Below are 18,548 nucleotides of genomic sequence, written 5' to 3'. Positions count from 1 at the left end.
GCGTACGTCCGGGGGCGTACGCCCGCGTCAGCTCAACGCGCCGTCGTAGTCGGGCAGTTTGAAGCCCTTCTCGTAGTGTCCGCCCTCGAAGTCGGTGCTGCGGTTGCCGACGTCGGCGATCAGCGTGTACCCCTCGCCCTCGTACTTCTTCCGGCAGCCGAGCTTCACCTCCGCCTTGCCGGGGCTGCCGTCGGCCGGCTTGAGGCAGAGGCCGTCGACGGTGTAGCCGGCCGAGGTCAGCTCGCGGACGGTCGAGTCGTGCGAATCGGCGTCACGGTACGAGGCGAACAGCACCGCCGCGCCGTGCTGTTGGCCGTAACGGACGGCGTCCAGGATGGCCTGGACGGGCCGGCCCGGGTCGTAGTGGGTCGCCAGCGAGGTGTTGTCGATGTCCAGGACGATCGCGGGCTTCTGCCCGGCCGGAACACCGGCGAGCCGATGCCCCAAGTAGTCCCGCAGGTCCGACGCGACGGGCGCGACATCGGCCAGCCACTCGCTCTTGCTGGGCAACGCCTCCGAACGGGCCGCGGCCTGCGCCACATTGGGCAGTGCGACAGCCACCGTGCACATCGTCGAGGCCAACACCGCGGCGATCCGTGTGCGCTTGAGCATGTATCACCCCTCCTTTCCGTCCCATCGAACGGGTGGTCGGTTAACGGAGGTTAAACCCGGGGCGGCGATCCAGAAGAATTCCTGCCGGGACGTGACCATCGGTCAAGTCCTCGACGTCGTAGCCGTGTTGGGGTGCGGGCCGCGTCTTCCGAGCCGACTCACATGCCTGCCGCCAGATCACTCAGGGCGTCGGCCCAGTGTTCCGAACCGTGCTCGGCGAAGGCGAGGGGGTCGGCGGCGCGTAGGCGGTGTTCCAGTGCTTCGGCGCGCTCCTCCTGGGCTTCGGTGCCGTACTCCGGCTCCTGGCACAGCGCGGCGACCGCGTACTGATAGGCGAAGGCAACGAAGGCCGCGAGGCCGGAGTTGACCGGCAGGGCCTCTTGGTAATCGGACTCGGCGCCGACCGTTTCGACCGCCCCGGTCGGGCTGAGTACCAGGTCGTCGTCGTGCCAGCTGCCCAGCCAGTAGTAGCCGTCCAGCCCCTCGGGGACGTATCTGGCATCGGGGTCGTCGGGGTCCGCCGGACCGACGCCGACCTCTTCCAGCGGGGCCGGACCGTCCTCGGCCAGGTCCTGGTCCAGGGTCAGACCGGGGAGCGGCGCGAGGGGGAGGCCGACGCGGCACAGGATGTCCCGGTTCGGGCCGGTGATGTCCGCACCGACCTGGTCCTCCGCGAGGAGGATGACCTGGTCCGCGCCCCAGAGGTCCACGAGGTCGGCGTGCGAGGGGTGGTCGGAGGTGTCGGGCGATCCGTCTTCGTCGGTCACAGCGGCCGTCTGCCATGCGTCCAGGTCGAGATCGAGGTCGACGGCGACATCGTGCCCGGTGTCGTGCCCGGCCTGGTGGCCCGGTCCGGCGGTCAGTCGCTCCGTGTCGAGCCGGAGGGCGACCGGGCCGTCGAGCGTGCCGAGCAGCAGCAGTCCGTCCGAGGTGAGGTGCGCGGTGCGGGTGCGGGCGCTCGGCCGGAGGTCGAGCAGAACGCGCCCGGTGTCGGTCCGCAGCAGCTGGACCCCGTCACCGTAGGCGCAGGCCACGACGGGGACCTCACCGCCCTGCGTGTGCAGGACGGCGGCGCTGAGGTGCAACGGCCGGTCGGGGAGGGGACACGCCTCGCCGAGTTGTTCACCGGTGTCCGGGGACCACGCCCGCAGGCGCGACCCCGTGTCCGCGGTGAGCACGACAGCCGGTGCACCGGCCGCCCCCTGGGCCCAGACCATCCGCACGATCCGCGTTTCTGACGCCTCGTCAGCGATCGTCCAGCGCGCCACGACGCCGCCGGTGTCCGCTGCATAGGTGCACAGCTCGGCCCCCTCGCCGACCACGGCCCGCAGCCGGCCGCCGACGACACCGGCACACAGACGCTCCGGGCTCTTCATGGCGTCCAGCGGCACGACGGCGAGACGGTCGCCTGCGGTCGCATCCCAGAACGCGATGCTCTGGAACGGATGGACGGTGACGAGCACGGGCTCGTCCGAGCCGACGACGGCGGCGACCGGCCCGACGTTGTCCGCGTCACCCGCGCCCGCCTCGTCCGCCTCACTCGCCTCATACGAGCGGCGCACACCGCTCAGGGGCTCCACCATGTCGCGCGCTCCGCCGGCCACCAGCGCCTCCGGGCCGGCGACCAGCGAGAACGTGTCCTGCCCGGCGTCGCAGAGGACCGGGGGCGCCACCTTCTCCCCGGTGCGGGCGTCGACGAGGTGCAGCCGGTGGGGTGTGGTGAAGCTGACGCTTCCGTACACCGTCCGGCTTCCATGGCGGGCCGTCTGCGCGGCGATCACCGGGCCGGGCCAGCTGGTCCACGTGCGCGGCGTGGCGTCGTCGGAGGGCCTCAGACGGGCCCACAGCGGGGTGAACGGCGAGGTCATCGTGTCTCCAGGACGGAACGTCGGGTCAGCCGAGCCTAATACCCGGCGCCACTGGTGGTGGGCGTCGCCCCTGCGAGCGTGCGCAGTACGGCGAGGTCGAAGGACAGGCGGATGCCGAACCCGCCGAGGTCGACGTCGAGTTCGTGCTCGGCGGCACGGCGGACGGCCGCGATGTTCGAGCCGAAGCGGAGCTCGGCGAGCGTCGACCCGTCGGCCAGCCGCACCACCCACAGCCGGTCGGCCGCCGCGCACACGCTCAGCGGGTCCGGCGCCCCCGCGAGGGCGCACAGCAGCTCCGGGGGTTCGTCGGCGCGGACGATCGGGTGGACGAGCCGCCCGTCGTCCGCGCTGCGGACCTGGAGCAGCCCCTCGCGGTCGGCCACCGCCACCACCGTCACACCGTCGAGCAGCTCGGCCCGCGCGGCGGTACACGGCGTCCCGTGCAGCGTCCATCGCAGGGTCCGGGCATCGCCGTGCCCCTGACCGACCTCCACGCCCCCCGTCTCGGTGAGTGCGACCTCGGGCGGCGCCGGGACAACGGAGGGATCGGGAGAAACGGGCGCGGCTGCGCCCTCCGCCTCGCCTCTTCCCGGAAGGAGGCGCAGCGCGCGGAACGGCAGCCGTTCGTAGGCGGACTCGACGGCCGCCGCCAGATCGTTCAGGCCGTGCTGGACCGCGGCGACCTGGAGTCGGGCCGGCTGCTCGCGCGACACCGGGTGCAGGAGGGCGACCACCGGGCGCAGGGCCGCGGCGGCGGGCTCGTCGGAGCAGTCGAGTACGGTGCGGAGTTCTTCGAGGTCCGCACTGAGCAGCACCTCGGGGAAGACGAGCAACGGCCCGAGCGCCTTGGGAACGGCGGATGCGTGCCTCAGCAGCTCCGACAGCAGCACCGGGTCGCTCCGCTGCCAGAGCGGGCGCGGCGGTCCCTCGACCACCGGTCCCCCCTCCGCCGGTTCCCCGTCCACCGGTCCGCCGCCCACTGCTTCGACGGGTACCTGTGCGGCCAAGGAGTGGACGAGCGTGCGCCGCGTCTGCAGCTCCGCCTGCGGGGACCGGCGGGCGAGGAGCGCGGTGGCGATGGCGGGGTGGCGGAGGGCGAAGTGGCTCCCCGACGCACCGGAACCGCCGGGTCCGTCGTGGTCCGGCTGGAGCAGCACCCAGGACAGCTCGACCGCCGTGGCGAACTCCCTCGCATCGATCCGGCGTCCCGCCACGGCAGCGGTGGCCAGGCGCCACAGGCGCCCGCCGAGCCCGGCCGGACCGGCCAGCGCAAGGGCGTACAGGGCGTCGGCCACTACGGGAGACTCGGCGCGAAGCCGGTCCACGTGCCGCGCGACCGCACCCTCGACATCGATGCCGCCGGGCAGTACGTCCACGCCGAGGGGTTCCGCTTCGGCTTCCGCGGAGACCTGGTCCAGAACGAGCAGCTGAGCGAGGAGGAAGTTGGGGTAGGCGGCCTGCGCCACCGTCTGTGCGAACACGTCCCGTTGTGCGCCACCCGGCTCCGGGCCGGTTTCGGTTTCCTGGTCCGTTTCCGTTTCCGTTTCCGTTTCCGGAACGAAGGCGCACAGCGCGGCGACGTACCGGTCGAAGGCCGTGCGATCGGTCCACTCGGCGGTGTCGACGTCCACGACGACGCAGTCCTCGAAGTGGTGGGCCCACTTCTGTGTGCCTTCGGTCACCAGCCGTACGTTGGGCAGCCGCGCCATGGGGGCCAGCAGGGATTCGATGAGGCGGGCCGTGTGCCGCTCGTCCGGCACGGCTCCTGCCTCGTCCAAGTCGCCGACGGCCACGCACACGGGGCGCTTGTCCATGGCGATGACGGAGAGCAGTTCGGCGGCGGTGGCGGTCTCGTAACCGAGTTGCCCGCCGATGGCCACCGCCAGGTCATCGACGCCGCGGCCCCGCGCACCGAGCGCCGCATGGAAGAGCGGCCCGGACCGGGGCTCGCCCGTCCCCTCGTCGCCCTGATCCGCCTGGCCCTCGTCCCGATCCGTTCCACTGTCGTCCCGATCCGCCTGGCTGAGGAGGAACAGCCAGGTGAGCAGCGTGCTGCGGCCGCTGCCGGGGGATCCCGTCACATAGAACGTGCCGCCGTCGGGCGCCCCCTTCACGAATTCCCGGAAAGCGTCCGCAACGGCCTGCCGCCCGAAAGGGAAATCGCTGTCGGTCACTCTTTCGACTCCTCCTCGTCGCCCGCATCCTCGATGAAGGCCACCAGCTCCCCGATGCCCGCCTCGCGATCGGCGGCGCTGGGCCCGTAACCGAAGCTGTAGGTGACCTCGGCTCCGGGAAAGGTGGTGGCCAGCCACTCGGCGCAGTAGCAGCCGGGCAGCGCGCAGGGTTCGAGATCGGCATGGGCCCGGGTGACCCGCTCCGGCGCGATGCCGCGCTTCAGCAGTTCGCCGCCCAGACGCCGCAGTGCATGGCCCTGTCCGGGGACGGTGTAGCCGGAGACCGTCCGCGCCGCTCCCGTGGCCGTACGGAACTCGAAGATGCCCGAGGAGTCGACCGAGGTGGTGAGTCGGAGGTCATCGGTGAGCAGCGGCCACCAGTGCTCCTCGTCCGCCATCGCCTCGGGGTCGAGGGCGGTGAGGCGTTCCTGGAATCGGGCGACGGCGGCCTCCGCGTCCGGGCTGACCGGGTCGGACAGCAGGTCCTGGAGGAGCCGGCCGAGTTCGGCCAAGCAGGACAGCCAGGTGCGTACGGTGGTGTTCACGAGGCGCGTCGGATGCGTTCCCCCGCACGACGTCGAGACGACCTCGCCTTCCGGGGCGCAGCAGATCTGCTCGGCGCGGTCGTCGCCCAGGTACCAGAACCCACGCACCTCCCCGAACGGCTGGGGAAGCCGCGCCTCGGTCGCGTACCGGGTGAGGGGCAGGGGCTCGGGGGCGGCGCTGAAGTACGGACCGACCGTCTCCGGCAGTCCCGATGCGGCGAGCAGATCCCGAAGGGGCGAGGGCACCCCGAGTCCTTCGAGCCGTGCGGAACTCCAGCGGCGTGCCGGCAACCCCCCGCGACGTCCGGAAGCGGGCGTGGTCATTCAGGCGCTCCTCTGCATGTGCATACGTACGTCAGCTTCGCCGCTTGATGGGTTTGTCCCCGAAGACCCATCGGATGTGGTCTTCCAGATCACGATTTCCCTGTTTCTTCGACCCCGGCGTGTGGTGATCATATTCAACAGCGTAGCTCCGCTCGGCATCCGGGAAATAATGCCGAGTCCAGTCATTGCAGTTGGGGGACCGCTGGTTGCAGAAATCACGTTCCGAATAGATACGCGTGACCTTGATCTTCCGGTCCGGGCCGGGGTCGCGGCCCTCCGCTATCGCGCTATCCCGCTCCTCGGCCAGCCGCTTTTGGCGGTCGAGCACGGGCACGCCGACGACGCGTTCCGAATGCGTCCCGTCGCTGTGCCCGATCTCCACATGCTTCTGACCGTGCTCGTCCTCCCATTCGAAGGCCGCGTAGTTCTTCTTGGAGCGGTCGCCGTCCGCCTTGCGCCGGTCGTTCACCTTCTGCGCCAGGTCGTGAGTCTTCGGGTCGACCTTCGTGGCGGTCTGCTTGGGGTTGCGCTCGGCATTCGACGGCAGCGGGTACTTGCCCTCCTTCCGCGGCCGTTTCGGCGGAGGGCTTCCCGCGTCGGATCCGGACGACGATCGGCTCGCGCGGCGCTTGGGGCCGCCGCCGGACTTCTCTCCGGATTTGGCCAGCGCGGAGAAGTCCTTGCTGTGCTTGGCCTCCGTTTCGGCGACGTTCTTCGCCACCTGCTCGGCGCCGTGGGCCGTCTTGCGATAAAGGCCGCCGACGGCTCCGGCCGCGTCCTTGGACACGGCCTTGGTGATGCTGCCGGCCGCGTCCTCCAGCGCCTTGGCTATGGGGTGCGTCAACTGAAGGACATCCCTTCAGTGGCCGTGGCGAATTTCGCGGCGTGTCCGGCGACGTCCTCCGCATGGCTTTTGAACTTCGAGGCGTGAGTGAGCAGCTCGTCGGGGTGGATCGTGTACCCCGAACCGGCACCGCCGCCCGAGGCGACCCCAAGAGCCTTTTCCGCCCCCTTGAACACCAGGCCGCTCACCGCCTTTTCGACGGCCTGCTGCAATGGCTGGGTCGCCTGCCCGACGAGTTCGCCGATGATCCGCTGTTCCACTTCCTTCAGGATCACATCGACGATCTTCTTCGTGGCCGCGATCAAGGCGACCTCCGCCGCCTCGGCCAATCCGAAGGTGACGATGGCGGCAGCCTGGTCCGCGATGAACTCGGCTGCCATGACGATGAGTTCGGCAATCACCGCCATTTTGGCGCCCACGATGGCGACCGCGGCGATGTCCAGCACCGAAGCGGCCGTGTTGCACACGTCCACGAGCTCCGTCATATGGCTGGAGGACATCTGCGACCACTGCTGGACGAGTTGATCGTACGAAGCCGCTTGGTAGTGCTCCCCCATCTGCTTGATGCTGTCGCTCGCCGCCCCATGGGACTTCTCCAGGTTGGACGCGAACTCCCGCACGTGGCCGGCGAACTCGCGGACCTTGTCCTCGTTGACCTGGGGCCAGTTCAGACCGAGCAGGTCCATCACCCAGACCAGCCCGTCCGGTAATTCGATAGCCACACTTCCCCTTGCTCTGCGCATCTCGCACCGTGCCTACGACGGCACGCCGCTCCAGCTAACCGACACTGAACCTCACGCAACAAGTACCTCCCCGGTTGCGTCCCGAGCCCGATTCCCCGGACGCGCCGAGGAAGGGACGGGATGCCACCGGGCACGTGCTACCGGAAGCGTAACAAGCGTATTTATGTGTAACGGATAACGGGAGAGGGCCATGGCCTTCGTCGGCGACCGGACCCGTGCACCCATTGTCTCGCGCCGCCCCACAGCAACGCCACAGTGCCTATGTACCAAGCCTGTAGCAGAAATCGGTCGGCACCCCGGCGTCCGCGCCCGCCCTAGAGTGGGCCTGATGGACAGCCAAAAGGATCCGAACTCGCCAAAGGCCACCGGGGACACCGACGCATGGTCCGTGCCGACCAACGTGATGGGCCTGACCGCCACGTTCACCGACCCCCTGTGGCGGATCCCCGTCCGCCTGAACCCCGTGGAAGTCGGCCTGCTGCGTACCGAACCGCTACGGCGCCTGCACTTCGTCGCGCACGGAGGGGCCTCGACGGTCAGCACCTTGCAGTCGTACTCCAGGCTTGAGCACACCCTCGGTGTCCTCGCGCTGGCCGCGCACTTCCGTCCGGACGACGAACTTCTGCGGGTCGCGGCGCTGTTGCACGACATCGGCCACCTCCCCTTGAGCCACACCTTCGAGGGCCTTTCCGGCCTCGACCACCACGCCATCGGCTTACAGCTCCTGCGCACCGACCCGATCCGTCCTGTGCTGGAGAAGCACGGGTTCCGCACCGAGGCCGTCACGGCCGCACTCGACAAGCATCCGCGCTCGCCCCTCACCAACCGCTCGGGCCTGCTCCATCTCGACCATCTCGACTCCTTCGTGCGCAGCGGGCGTGCCGCCGGACGTCTCGACACCGATCCCGCCGTCCTGCTGAGCCGACTCGACATCAGGGACGCCGCGGTGTCGGCCGACCGCGGGACCGCCGCCTCCCTCGTCCACCTGATCTGCGGGGAAGCACGGCTGCACACCTCGTGGGACAGCGTGGGTCCGGCCTCGGTGGTCCGCCGCCTGGCCTGCCGACTGCTCGACAGCACCTCCCTCACCCCGGCCCGGCTCGCTCGGATGACGGATCCGCAGCTGTGGTCCGCATTCGACGCCTGCGCCCGCACGGAACCGGAGAGCGCCATGGTCCGGTACGAGCTGCACCGGTTGCGCGTCAGGACCGGATCTGCGCCCAGGGATCGCACCGCCTGGAACTACTCACTGCGCAAGATCTACAGCTCCGCGCCGCTGGTGGAAGGGCAGCGACTGGAAACGGCCGCGCCCGAGCTGGCGGCGGAGTTGGATGCCCTGAGGGCGCTGCCCACGACCTTTCACGCCTGGTGGAGCTGACTGTCGAGACGGAGGGCTGATGCACCGTCAGCGCCGCCTCCTGTCCGACGAGGAGGTACACGAACCCGGGTTCTCCCGACCCTCCGCCTCCGATTCCGCCTCCGGTTCCGCCTCCGTTACCGTCTCCGTCTCCGTCTCCGTCTCCGTCTCCGTAACGGCATAACAGGCTTCGATCAGGGTGCGCAGCCCGGCGCGGGGTGGGGTCGGTCGGACGGCGAGGTAGGTCCGGATGACGGGGGCGGGGGCGCGCAGGGGGCGGAAGACCACGCCGGGTACGGGCAGTTGGCCGGCGTGCGAGGCGTAGAACACCGTCCAGGACGGCTTGCCGTGCGCGAGGGCCGCGAGGGTGTCCTGGTCGTTGGTGAACTCCGGTCCGGGTACGGGCTGGAAGCCGGCCTCCCGGCAGGAACGCATGACCAGGTCGTGCAGGGCCGGGTTGCGGGAGGACGGGGAGAGCCGCAACGGCAGCCCGGCGAGCCGGGCCAGGTCGATGGTTTCGTGTGCCGCGAGATCGTGGCCGGCGGGCAGTGCCGCCAGCAGCGTGTCCCGCCACAAGGGGAGAAACTCCAGCCCGGGGTCGGTTACCCGACCAGTGCCGGGTGCTGATCATGCGCGACATTCAGGGTCACAGCGGACGGACGGTCGCCGATGCGCTGGGCCTCAGTACGGCAGCGATGAAATCGCGTCTGCACCGAGCCCGCGCCGCGGTTCGGCACACGCTCCGTGCCACACCTGGCCCACACCCAGCTCCCGGAGGCAACGATGACCGGAACGAAGACTGACGGTCCCGACTTCGCAAGCGCCTCCCTGCCCCGGCACCTGGTGCGCGGCGCGCTGGGATTCGGCGCGCTGATCGGCTCGTTCGCTCTCGTTCCAGCCGTCGGGCCGGTCAGCCTGGTGCTCCTCCCGGCCGGTCTGCTCGCGTTGCGCGGCTGCCCGATGTGCTGGACGGCGGGGCTGATGCAGACCCTTTCCCGAGGCCGCCTGCAACGCTCCTGCGAGGACGGCCAGTGCAGACTCACCGTCCACCCTGGCCACGGGGAACACGACCGCGCGTCGGTCGCCTCCTTGGGCCGGTCCCCCACCGGCCCGCCCACACAGCCGTACCCGGCTCGCCCCGGTGCCGGCTCGCCGGTCCCCTTGGCCACAACACAGTCATCGTCAGCAACCAACCCCCTACGACAACGTCGGCCTTCAAGACCACAACCAGGTCTTGAAGGCCGACGTCACACGGAACCCCGGGTTACCTCACAACGGCCCGGGCGGTTCCGGGGCCCGGTGGCTGTGCACCGCGCCGAAGCTGTATCCAGCCGTGTCTCAGCCGCCGATCGGGCCCAGCGGGATGTCCGAGACCGTAACGCTGAGGGACTTGATGGAGCCGCCGGTCAGGACCGGCACGCCGTTGGGACCCGGGGCGAACTTGGCCGTCAGGCCCTCCAGGGAACCGCTGACGGAGAGACCGCCCGCGACGCTGTCGAGGTCGTCGTCGGCTATCTCGCGGGTCTCAATGCGGGAGATGTTGCTCATAATTGATGAGCGTCCTTCTTCTCTAGTAATGGTCGCAATGCATCGCGCACTGCGGCGGGAAGCCTTGAACGACCCCCGCCACACGACAGATTGCACGTTCGCGCACGGCGTGGTGCATCAAACGTCCCGCCCTTCACGCGCTGTACACACAAGGTCTCTAAGCGGAAGCGCGACGTCACCTACACGACACAGAACACCCGATGAGCCAACAGGCCGCCGGACACGGCCGTACGCCTCCGGGTCCCCAAGAGGCCCTCCCCTTCTGGCTGTTGGGTAGCCTGCGATCGTGGTGATCGGAATGAACAATGAACACTGAGGACTGGTTAGCGGACACTCCCGTGTTGCTCACTCGGCTCGGTGCCGCGGGCCTCGTTCCTCACGTCATGCACGCCCAGGCCGGTACCCCCTGGCCTACCCTGGGCCACCAGGGAGATCACGGGGTCGTGAGACACGTTTGCTTCACATGGAGGCGTTGATGGCCGTTCGCCGCGTCGTACCCAACATCCAGTCCGAGACCATGCAGGAAAACCGGGACTTCTACGGCCTGCTGGGCTTCGAGGAGGTCATGAACCACGGCTGGATCATGACGCTTGCCTCGCCGTCCGCTCCGGCGGCGCAGGTCAGCGTGATGGCGGACGACAAGACTGCACCGGTGATCCCCGACATGAGTGTCGAAGTGGAGGATGTGGACGCGGTCTACACGCTCGTGCGGGACAGCGGCGCGGAGATCGTGCACCCGTTGCAGGACGAGGAATGGGGCGTACGCCGGTTCTTCGTCCGGGACCCCAATGGCCGGGTGGTCAACGTGCTGAGCCACCGATAGCCGGGCTCGCGGCACCCGCCCGCACGACCGCTGTGCCCGGTTGCGGCTCCCGGTCAGTGACCGACATCCGGTCCCATCCGGAAGACGGCTATCTCCGTCTCACCTCGGTGGAACTGGCCTTCTCCCATGGGCTCCAGGGCAACCGCGAGCCAGCGACCGTCGTTCGGTGACCAGGCGAGTTCGTCGATGTACGCCCTGAACTGGTGGCCCAGAACGATCTTCTTGTCGGCCATCCGCCAGATGCACAATTCGTGCGGTCGGTTCTCGCCGAACTCCAGATAGCTCAGCTTCCGGCTGAAGCTGCCGATCGCCAGGTACCTCCCGTCCGGATTGGCGGCGAGCTCGAACAGCCGCTCCGAGGCGCTCATGACCTTGTCGACCACCTCGCCCTTCGCCGGGTCGACCACGTACAGGTTCTCCTGCGCGCCGAGGAACAGCCGCGAGGAGTCACCGGAGAAGGCGTGGCACTGGATCGGGTCCCGGCCACCGGCATGAGACAGCGGCCGGGAGGGCTCACGGCTCTGCCCGTGCAGGTCGAAACCGCCCTCACCGGCACCGTTCGGGCTGATGCGGTACGCGCCGTCACCCGATCTGCGGTGCCCGCGCTGAAAGGGCGCTTCGACGTTCGTGCGCTGGTTCACGTCATAGGCCCACTGCGATTCCTCCTCGGGCTCGTCGCCCGTGCTGTAGCTCTTGACCACAAGGACATGGCTGCCGGGCACCCACATCATCAGCGGAACGATCCAGTCACCGGCGTGGGTGTGCACCACCTCGCTCCAGTCCGCGGTGTCGTACACCCACACCCGCCCCTGGTCGCTGCACACCGCCAGGTACGTGCCGTCGTCCGAGAACTCCATGTGCTCGACGCAGTCGTATGTGACGCTGCCCTTCGTCGTCTCGAACGGCCGCAGGGTGACCACTGGTCGGGCCAGGTCGGGTATGTACGGCGCGTCGTCGGCCGTCCAGCTGTCGCCGTTCAGGGGAAAGGCGGCCGAGCCCCATGCCTGCCCCTTGGCCAGGTGCTCCAGCCACTTGCGGTCCGTGACCCGTATCTCGTACTCGCCCTGGATCAGCAGATGCTCGTCCTGCCAGGTGCCCCCACGCTCGTAGGAGAAGTCGTGGAGTTCTTCCCACTGTTGCCCGGTGGGCGGGTCGTTGAGCGTCTCGGTGCGCCGGACCTCTGAGATGAAACGGCGTGCGTGGGTGTCGACCCATGCATAGTTCAGGATGTCATCGATGCTGAGCACTCTGCCCAGGGGGCCCTTGCGTTCGTCGTCATCGCTCAGATAGCCCGCCGCGCTCTCCCAGAGGAAGTGCAGGAAGACACCCGGCTCCTCGCCCGGCAGCGGGATGTGCGTGCGCGATTCGGTGTCGTAGTAGACGACGAGCACCTGGATTCTGGCGCGGAGTCGGTCCGGATCGACTTTCAGAACCCGCACGCCGTACATGTCCGTCGACACCGTCGTCCCCCTCAGGAAGTGGCTCGTCGAGGCAACCGGCAAGGCGAGCCGGCTGCCTTCTCTCAGGCACGATCAATGGTTGCAGAGGGGTCTGACAGTCCGTGCCCACGGCGGCTTCTCCCACCTTTCTTCCCTCCCATGTCACAGGCGCCCGCGCTGTCTTGTCTCGGGTAGCGAAGACAGACGCTCAGGTCAGGAAGGTGATGGTCATGCGGTGTTCGTGACAGGCGGGTCCGGGGTCCTGGGACGGCGGCTGGTGCCACAGCTCCTGGCTCGCGGCCACCAGGTGACGGCCACGACCACGAGCGCGGCCAAGCTGGGCCTGCTGGCACAGCGGGGTGCGGACGGTGTGGTGAGGGACGGGTTGGATGCGGCGTCGGTCGGTGAGGCGGTGGCCAAGGCCCGTCCGGAGCTGATCGTGCACCAGATGACCGCGATCTCGATGGCGCACGCCGGCAAGCCCGATATCAAGCATCCGGACCGTTGGTTCGCATCGAGTCCGCCGTCTCGCCGTCGTCAGCTCGACCGGGGTCGACCCGCACCCGTACTCCGATGCCGGGTTCCTGTTCAACCGAGTACTTCTGCCTTACGTGACACGGGTGTTGGGCAAGACGCTGTACGACGACATGCGGCGGATGGAAACGCTCGTCCGGGCCAGTGATCTGGACTGGACGATCGTGCGCCCGAGCGGGCTCTACCACCTGCCGTCGGTCACCGACTACACCCTTGTCGAGGGCCACGCCGAAGGCAGGTTCACCGCCCGTGCGGACCTGGCCGCAAGCATGCTGGCCCTGCTGGACGACGATCGCCACTCCACACCACCGTCAGGGTCATCACCACCGTCGACAACCCCGCCTTGCTCCAGTGGATCCGCCGCGAAGCCCCCGCCAAGAGCTGACCGAGCCAAGGCTGCGGACGCCGCAAGGACCGGGACCGTCGGGTGACGGGCCCGGCCCTTTCGGTCTGCGGTCGGTCAGACGCGGTCGGCTGCAATCAGGAGGTACTGGAAGGAGCCGTCCCGATACGAGTTGATGAACGCCTCCTCGATGCCGGTGACCAGGGAGGACGTGGCCCGCAGCTCCCAGTAGGGCAGGGTCGCCGGCGTCAGGTCGATGACCGTCTGCGGTACGAGACGGTTATCGGCCATGGCGCGCAGATACTCGCGGCGGGAGTGGATGTTGCACTCGAAGTGCGCGTTGATCTGGGAGACCCACTTCGAGGGCTGCCCGTAACGCGGGTTCCAGCAGCCGGTGATGGTCACGTAGCGGCCGCCGACCGCGAGGACGCGGGAGTGCTCGGCGAAGAGGTCGTGGAGGTCGACGTACATGCTCGACTCGTTGTTCCACGAGGCCGCGGCCTGCCCCGTCTCGAAGGGCGTGTCGAGCATGTTGCACACGCGGGCGTGGACGTGGCTCTCGATGCCGAGTTCCTGGGCGCGCTGGTTGGCGAAGTCGGCCTGCTTGGCCGACAGGGTGACGCCCTGGACCGTGCATCCGAATCGCTGGTGGGCCATGACCATCGAACCGCCCCGGCCGCAGCCGGCGTCCATGAGCGTGTCGTCACGCCCGATGGAGCCGAGGTGGTCCAGGAGGACTTCGGCCTGCGCCGACTCCAGACGGTGGAGCTCGGCGATCAGCCGCTTCTCGTACTGGCCGTCACCGGGGTCCCCGAGGGCGGCGTGATCGACGTCGCCGATGCCGTAGTGGTGGTGGTACAGCCCGTCGACGTCGCCCAGACGCAGGTTGACGGGCCTGGCCTCCTGGTCCCAGTAGCGGGCGATGTCCCCCTGGTAGGGCGACGCCGGGGCGGGGACGAACGCGGAGGTGCCGTTGGCGGAGATGAGCTGGGTGGTGGTCACAGATAAGTCCTTCCTTACCAGAAATCGGGCAGGCTGTATCGGTAGGTGTTGGTCTGGTGCCAGTAGTGGTTGCCGTCGAGCCACACGGCCACTCCCCGCAGGAAGCGCAGCACGCTCGGGACGGGGCAGGCGGCGGCCACGGCGGCGGATTCGGATTCGAACTCGTGCATGAGGTCGTTGTGGACCTCGACCGCCTTCAGGTAGGCATCCCGGTCGGAGATGCCCTCACGTTCGGCGATCACCACGGGCAGGTTCAGGTGTCGGCCGGGGCTCTTGAGTTCCTTGGTGTACGAGTACAGGTCGTTGACGATGGTGGTGGCGTTGCCCGCAAGCGCGATGACCCGCTGCATATCGGGCCGGGCGTGCAGGTCCGCCGGCAGTTCGTAGCCGCCGACGGAGTCGGTGAGGGTGGGGCAGGGACGGAAGTTGTTGAACTGACGCATCGCCAGGTATTCCCATACCTCGGGCATGTGGTCGGTCTCGGCCCAGGCCGCCTCGGCGAGGTACCCCATGTGCAGACGGGCCATGTCGTGCCGGAACCGGTCGGCTTGGGAGGGGGTCGCCTTCTGGACGAAGTACTCCATGGCGGAGCGGTAGGCACGCCGAGGCGCGTCCGACCCGAGCGACTCCACCCACCCCGGCGCGTAATCCTTCGTCGTGTGCAGCGGGTCGAGAGCCGTGTGCGCCAGCAGGAGACGGCCACCGAGACCGACAGGCGAACCGCCGTGGTCCTCGCAGTAGCAGTCGTCGACCGCGTTCTCGGCGACCATCAGCCGCGCGGCGAGCATCACGTGTTCGACGGTGGGCGCGTCCGGATGGCAGGCGACCATGTAGCGGCCGGTGGAGAAGCCGTCGAACTGGTCCTCCCACTCCGGGGGGTACATCTCGACCTCGTCGACCGCCCATGCCTTGATCCTGCGGCTGACCTCCTCCACCCGTGCCGGATCCGGCTCCGGCACGGGATGGTGGTAGAGACCCGGGATCGGTTTGCCCTCGTCCGGCGCCTCGGGCTCCGGAGACACCGCAGGCACCGGCACCTCTTCGCGCCGGGCCAGATGCAGGCCCGTCGTGCCCAGACCACTGGGGCCGCGCAGGATCCGTTCCAAGGCGGGGCTCGATTGCGTCACCACGGCAGGGTTCGCATGCCTCAACTCCGCAGGACTCGATGGCCTCACCGCGGCAGCGCCCTCCCCCGCGTGCACGGAGGGTGGGCCGGGCAGAGGAGACTTGGTGGGCAGAGCTTCGCCTGCGGCTGCGGAACCGGCAGCGTGGGTGTGGATATGGGGCCGGGCCGCAGCGGCAGGCAGGCTCGGCTGCGGACGCGAAAACCCGGGATCGGGCATCCGTAGCTCCTTGATGAGGTGAGTGGGCTGTCCCCGGTCCCCGAAAGCGCTCGCCCGGGAATCCGGGTCGGTCCGGGCCGTCGTGGTCGTCGGACGGATTCGCTAGTCGCTTCTGCGGGCGATCTGCATGTTCTCCAGCGCCCCGAGCGCGTCGGGCACCGAGAGGGCGGCGGGGTCATACGCGGGGTCATACGTGGTGCAGACCGATGGCGCCGTGGCTGTCCTCGCCGGTGCGCACTGCGGGCATCGACCGACGGACATCGCCATGCCGATCTCGCCCTCGCCGTAACGGTTCTGCCTCTCGACGATCAGGTGGCTCCGCTCGCCGTGGGCATCGTGCCCGACCACAATCCCGCCGACGCGCAAGGCCCGCGGGACGCATCGTCCGGCGATCACGGTCACCACCTCCGCACCTCGGAAGCCGCGCTATTCGGCCTGGACTGCCGAGGCGGCTCCAGCTGCGATTCCGGGCTGGTCCCAACGGTCATCGGGCGAGCTCTCCTTCGCGAGGGTGGTGTCCGGCTTACGCAATGGCAGCCAATGAATGAAAGAAGAAAAAGAGGGCGAACATCGGGAAATCCGTCCAGGTCCCGAAGAACAGTAAAGGGCCTGTACGCACAGCTCGCCCCATGAGGCCGTTGGAGTTACTTCGATGCAGTGATCTCGCTCCGCACCATGTTTGCCCTGATGACCGACGGCATTCGGCCTATCTGAGATGAACACGTTTAGTGCACGGGATAACCGTCCGCACCGTCTTCATCTTCGGTACCGACAGCTGGACTTGATGAACAACGTCGCCGAAATCGAGCATCCGCAGTCGGCATGCTGGATGCGGACACATGCTGACGCACCTTGCCTGCGAGGTCGGCACAGAACGGCACGCGGACAACTGCTTGCAGGATCTCGGCGCAGGCGGTCAGCTCGCCGACCCGGCCGGCGCGGGGGTGCGCCTCACCCTACAGCCGACTCCTCCCCGTCCCGGCACCGCAGTCACGGCACAAGACCGCCTCCCCGTAGCTCACTTGACATGTGCGGCGATGGTCCGCGCGCACTCCATCGACTCCGCGAGCGCGGTGTCCACCTCCAGGTCATAGCTCACGCCTTGGTGGACCACTTCCGCCTGCAACGCGGCCATCCCGACAACCCGATCACCTCGTGCGACCTCACGGCCTGCGGCCACTACAGCGTCACATCTGATGCCGACCCACAGCACCCGCAGCTCTCCCAAAGCCTTCTGCCATCGCTGCTGTGAGTACGCCCCGTCGAGGAACACCTCGTCGACGATGACCCGGGCGCCCGCACGGGCCATCGCGACGACCCCCTCGATCCATGCGGCTTGCAGCGTTCGGAATTCCGGACCGATGGTCACCTCTCCGTCCGGACCGAACTCGATACCGCCATCCATCCCGTGCATGGATGCCGGAGTCGCCTCAACCAGCGTGTCCGTCCCGAGAGCCAGCCACGGATCTGGCAGCACTGCCTGCAGACACCGCACGATCCCGGATTTCCCCGAGCTGGAACCACCGTTGACAACGATCACCTGAGTCATCACCGCGCCACAGTAGAGGCAGCAGCGCAACGCTCGAAACGGATTTCCGCGAACCCTGCGCCGCCTGCCACAACCCGGTGAACCTTCCCGGTCAGAGCGCTCGGCGACAGCGCCGACCTTTCTCATTTCCCAGGAGGTTCGGGGCGCCGCCGCCCATTGCACGGCGGGGCGGGGCAGAGCGGGCGTCAGACATCGACATCGCGGCACAGCGCTCGTGCCTGACGGCCCCCGGGAGCACGGGGCTTCGCTACGCGCGACGGCTACCTCAGGCAGGGCCGCCCTGCCGTGCGAGCCACCTGGTCAGCGACCCGAATCCGGAGCCTCACGCGGGGCGGACGCAGCCTGGTCTCCGGGCCGAGAGACCCAACCGGCGGTGGCGGCCAGGGCACGAAGGACGGTCGCCCCGGCGAACACGACCGAGCAGACCGGCCCTCCCACCCATCGCGTCAGATCGCCTCGCAGGTCGGGATCGACCTCGACGGTCACCCGGACGTATCTGCTCTGGAGCGTGGTGACCTTCGTGGACCGGGGTGCGGAGACGTCCTCCCCGCGCTGCAATGCCGCGCGGTAGTTTTCCTTGCGCTGGCTCATGCCTCATCCTGACGCTTGATCAGTTCTTCCGCGAAGTCCATGTACGCCGAGCCCTTGGCCTGGACCGAGTTCCCGAAAGACTGGGAGTACAGGTCGAGCCGCGCGATCTGGGTGGCCAGCACCTCGAAACCCCGTTCGGTGAGTGCCTCGCGAGCATCCGCATCGGGCCCGGTGCGCGTGGCATCGGGACGGTTGGTGCGATTGAGCAGGACCGCCGAGCGGGCCGGCTCGGCACGCAGGGACTGCACGTCCGCCATCTCGCCACGGATGGGCGCCATCCGGTCCAGTTCGATGGGGGCGGGAGTCACGGGCACGATCCACTCTCCGGCGTACCTCATGATGCTGCGGGCGATGCGGGGATGGTCCTCCAGCTGGGGCGCATCGAGCACGACGGCCTGCCGGTTGCCGAGGAAATCGTTCACGCGACGGTGGACGTCCCCCACCGGCAGGGCGATCACCGGAAACGGAAAGCCACCGGCCAGCTCGCTCCAGCGCAGCGCGGAGGCGGCCGGGTCACCGTCGACCAGCAGCGGCGACATACCCGACTCATGAAGCGCGTGGGCCAGCCACACAGCACTCGTCGTCTTTCCGACTCCGGGCTTGAGGTTCACAAACGCACAGCTCAACGGCACAAGAGCTGACAATAATGGACGCAATCATCCAGTTTCGGTCGGCACGAGGGCGTGGCCTCATGGTTCACCCACAAGCAGTGAGGAACGTCCGAGACCTCACGTGAGGGATGAAGCGCCGATGTCGGAGCCGGGCGCTACGGTCTTGGCCGGGGAAATCCCGGTTCCGGCTCCAGTCTCCTCGGCGTCGAGCACCTAGGAGCACCAGAAGAGGAAGCAGGTCCGCGACCGTGTGGGGCGCGGTGCGGGCGTCGGGCTCGACCCTGGGTTCGTGGGTGAC

General features: G+C 68.6%; 18 protein-coding genes and 2 pseudogenes. 5 read left to right on the top strand and 15 right to left on the bottom strand.

Going from position 1 to position 18,548, the window contains the following annotated elements:
* Positions 1 to 27: 27 nt before the first annotated feature.
* The 6 genes from B1H19_RS35520 to B1H19_RS35495 all read right to left on the bottom strand — a co-directional run bounded on the left by B1H19_RS35520 (position 28) and on the right by B1H19_RS35495 (position 7,053).
* On the bottom strand, positions 28 to 612 hold the full coding sequence (locus B1H19_RS35520; protein ID WP_083108975.1) for an HAD family acid phosphatase: 585 nt from the start codon (positions 610 to 612) through the stop codon (positions 28 to 30).
* A 158-nt stretch (positions 613 to 770) separates the two neighbouring features.
* Positions 771 to 2,480 carry an SUKH-4 family immunity protein gene (locus B1H19_RS35515; protein WP_083108974.1) on the bottom strand — a complete coding sequence of 570 codons (1,710 nt, stop codon included), beginning with the start codon at positions 2,478 to 2,480 and terminating at the stop codon, positions 771 to 773.
* A gap of 35 nt (positions 2,481 to 2,515) precedes the next feature.
* Entirely contained in the window at positions 2,516 to 4,654 is a 2,139-nt protein-coding gene (locus B1H19_RS35510; RefSeq protein ID WP_083108973.1) for a hypothetical protein, read from the bottom strand.
* Complete coding sequence (locus B1H19_RS35505; protein ID WP_083108972.1) at positions 4,651 to 5,523, bottom strand: SUKH-4 family immunity protein; 873 nt, start codon at positions 5,521 to 5,523, stop codon at positions 4,651 to 4,653. The genes B1H19_RS35510 and B1H19_RS35505 overlap by 4 nt, the downstream gene beginning before the upstream one ends.
* A gap of 31 nt (positions 5,524 to 5,554) precedes the next feature.
* Entirely contained in the window at positions 5,555 to 6,367 is an 813-nt protein-coding gene (locus B1H19_RS35500) for a hypothetical protein (protein WP_083108971.1), read from the bottom strand.
* Entirely contained in the window at positions 6,364 to 7,053 is a 690-nt protein-coding gene (locus tag B1H19_RS35495; protein ID WP_237289697.1) for a WXG100-like domain-containing protein, read from the bottom strand. Before B1H19_RS35495 ends, B1H19_RS35500 begins: the two co-directional genes overlap by 4 nt.
* Positions 7,054 to 7,438: 385 nt before the next feature.
* Between B1H19_RS35495 and B1H19_RS35490 the strand changes: the two genes are divergently transcribed.
* Positions 7,439 to 8,488, top strand: a complete 1,050-nt coding sequence (locus tag B1H19_RS35490; RefSeq protein WP_237289695.1) for an HD domain-containing protein — start codon at positions 7,439 to 7,441, stop codon at positions 8,486 to 8,488.
* Positions 8,489 to 8,515: 27 nt separating this feature from the next.
* Here B1H19_RS35490 and B1H19_RS35485 read toward each other — a convergent pair whose 3' ends face one another.
* Positions 8,516 to 9,043: a LysR family substrate-binding domain-containing protein gene (locus B1H19_RS35485; protein WP_237289693.1), complete on the bottom strand. Its 528-nt coding sequence runs from the start codon at positions 9,041 to 9,043 to the stop codon at positions 8,516 to 8,518.
* A gap of 32 nt (positions 9,044 to 9,075) precedes the next feature.
* Between B1H19_RS35485 and B1H19_RS35480 the strand changes: the two are divergent.
* A pseudogene (locus B1H19_RS35480) lies at positions 9,076 to 9,270 on the top strand (RNA polymerase sigma factor); the annotation flags it as partial.
* A 535-nt stretch (positions 9,271 to 9,805) separates the two neighbouring features.
* Here B1H19_RS35480 and B1H19_RS35470 read toward each other — a convergent pair.
* Positions 9,806 to 10,015, bottom strand: a complete 210-nt coding sequence (locus tag B1H19_RS35470) for a hypothetical protein (RefSeq protein WP_083108969.1) — start codon at positions 10,013 to 10,015, stop codon at positions 9,806 to 9,808.
* 475 nt (positions 10,016 to 10,490) lie between these two features.
* On the opposite strand from B1H19_RS35470, the gene B1H19_RS35465 reads away from it, so the two are divergent.
* Complete coding sequence (locus B1H19_RS35465) at positions 10,491 to 10,838, top strand: VOC family protein (protein ID WP_083108968.1); 348 nt, start codon at positions 10,491 to 10,493, stop codon at positions 10,836 to 10,838.
* Positions 10,839 to 10,891: 53 nt separating this feature from the next.
* Here the strand turns inward: B1H19_RS35465 and B1H19_RS35460 are convergent, their stop codons facing one another.
* Positions 10,892 to 12,298, bottom strand: a complete 1,407-nt coding sequence (locus B1H19_RS35460; RefSeq protein WP_159028215.1) for a WD40 repeat domain-containing protein — start codon at positions 12,296 to 12,298, stop codon at positions 10,892 to 10,894.
* Between B1H19_RS35460 and B1H19_RS40245 the strand changes: the two are divergent.
* Together B1H19_RS40245 and B1H19_RS40240 are read left to right on the top strand one after the other, a co-directional pair.
* Positions 12,285 to 12,665, top strand: a pseudogene (locus tag B1H19_RS40245) (NAD-dependent epimerase/dehydratase family protein); the annotation flags it as partial. The gene B1H19_RS35460 and the pseudogene B1H19_RS40245 sit on opposite strands and share 14 nt — an antisense overlap.
* Before the next feature lie 97 nt (positions 12,666 to 12,762).
* Positions 12,763 to 13,242, top strand: a complete 480-nt coding sequence (locus B1H19_RS40240) for an NAD(P)-binding oxidoreductase (protein ID WP_203237395.1) — start codon at positions 12,763 to 12,765, stop codon at positions 13,240 to 13,242.
* Positions 13,243 to 13,271: 29 nt separating this feature from the next.
* Here B1H19_RS40240 and B1H19_RS35445 read toward each other — a convergent pair whose 3' ends face one another.
* From B1H19_RS35445 to B1H19_RS35420, 6 genes are all read right to left on the bottom strand, one after another.
* Positions 13,272 to 14,156, bottom strand: coding sequence for a geranyl diphosphate 2-C-methyltransferase (locus tag B1H19_RS35445; protein WP_083108966.1), 885 nt, complete (start codon positions 14,154 to 14,156; stop codon positions 13,272 to 13,274).
* 14 nt (positions 14,157 to 14,170) lie between these two features.
* Positions 14,171 to 15,499, bottom strand: a complete 1,329-nt coding sequence (locus B1H19_RS35440) for a family 2 encapsulin nanocompartment cargo protein terpene cyclase (protein ID WP_083108965.1) — start codon at positions 15,497 to 15,499, stop codon at positions 14,171 to 14,173.
* Between the two features lie 102 nt (positions 15,500 to 15,601).
* Positions 15,602 to 15,901 (bottom strand): hypothetical protein, encoded by a 300-nt coding sequence (locus tag B1H19_RS35435; RefSeq protein WP_159028214.1) that lies wholly within the window; start codon positions 15,899 to 15,901, stop codon positions 15,602 to 15,604.
* A 616-nt stretch (positions 15,902 to 16,517) separates the two neighbouring features.
* Positions 16,518 to 17,048 (bottom strand): chloramphenicol phosphotransferase CPT, encoded by a 531-nt coding sequence (gene cpt / locus B1H19_RS35430; protein WP_083108963.1) that lies wholly within the window; start codon positions 17,046 to 17,048, stop codon positions 16,518 to 16,520.
* A 300-nt stretch (positions 17,049 to 17,348) separates the two neighbouring features.
* On the bottom strand, positions 17,349 to 17,639 hold the full coding sequence (locus tag B1H19_RS35425; RefSeq protein WP_083108962.1) for a hypothetical protein: 291 nt from the start codon (positions 17,637 to 17,639) through the stop codon (positions 17,349 to 17,351).
* Positions 17,636 to 18,250: a ParA family protein gene (locus tag B1H19_RS35420; protein WP_083108961.1), complete on the bottom strand. Its 615-nt coding sequence runs from the start codon at positions 18,248 to 18,250 to the stop codon at positions 17,636 to 17,638. Before B1H19_RS35420 ends, B1H19_RS35425 begins: the two co-directional genes overlap by 4 nt.
* Between the last annotated feature and the right edge of the window lie 298 nt (positions 18,251 to 18,548).

Source organism: Streptomyces gilvosporeus (assembly GCF_002082195.1).
In the GTDB taxonomy this organism is placed as follows: domain Bacteria; phylum Actinomycetota; class Actinomycetes; order Streptomycetales; family Streptomycetaceae; genus Streptomyces; species Streptomyces gilvosporeus.
Note: the sequence above shows the minus strand (reverse complement) of the source record. Positions and strands in the feature narration are given on the sequence as shown.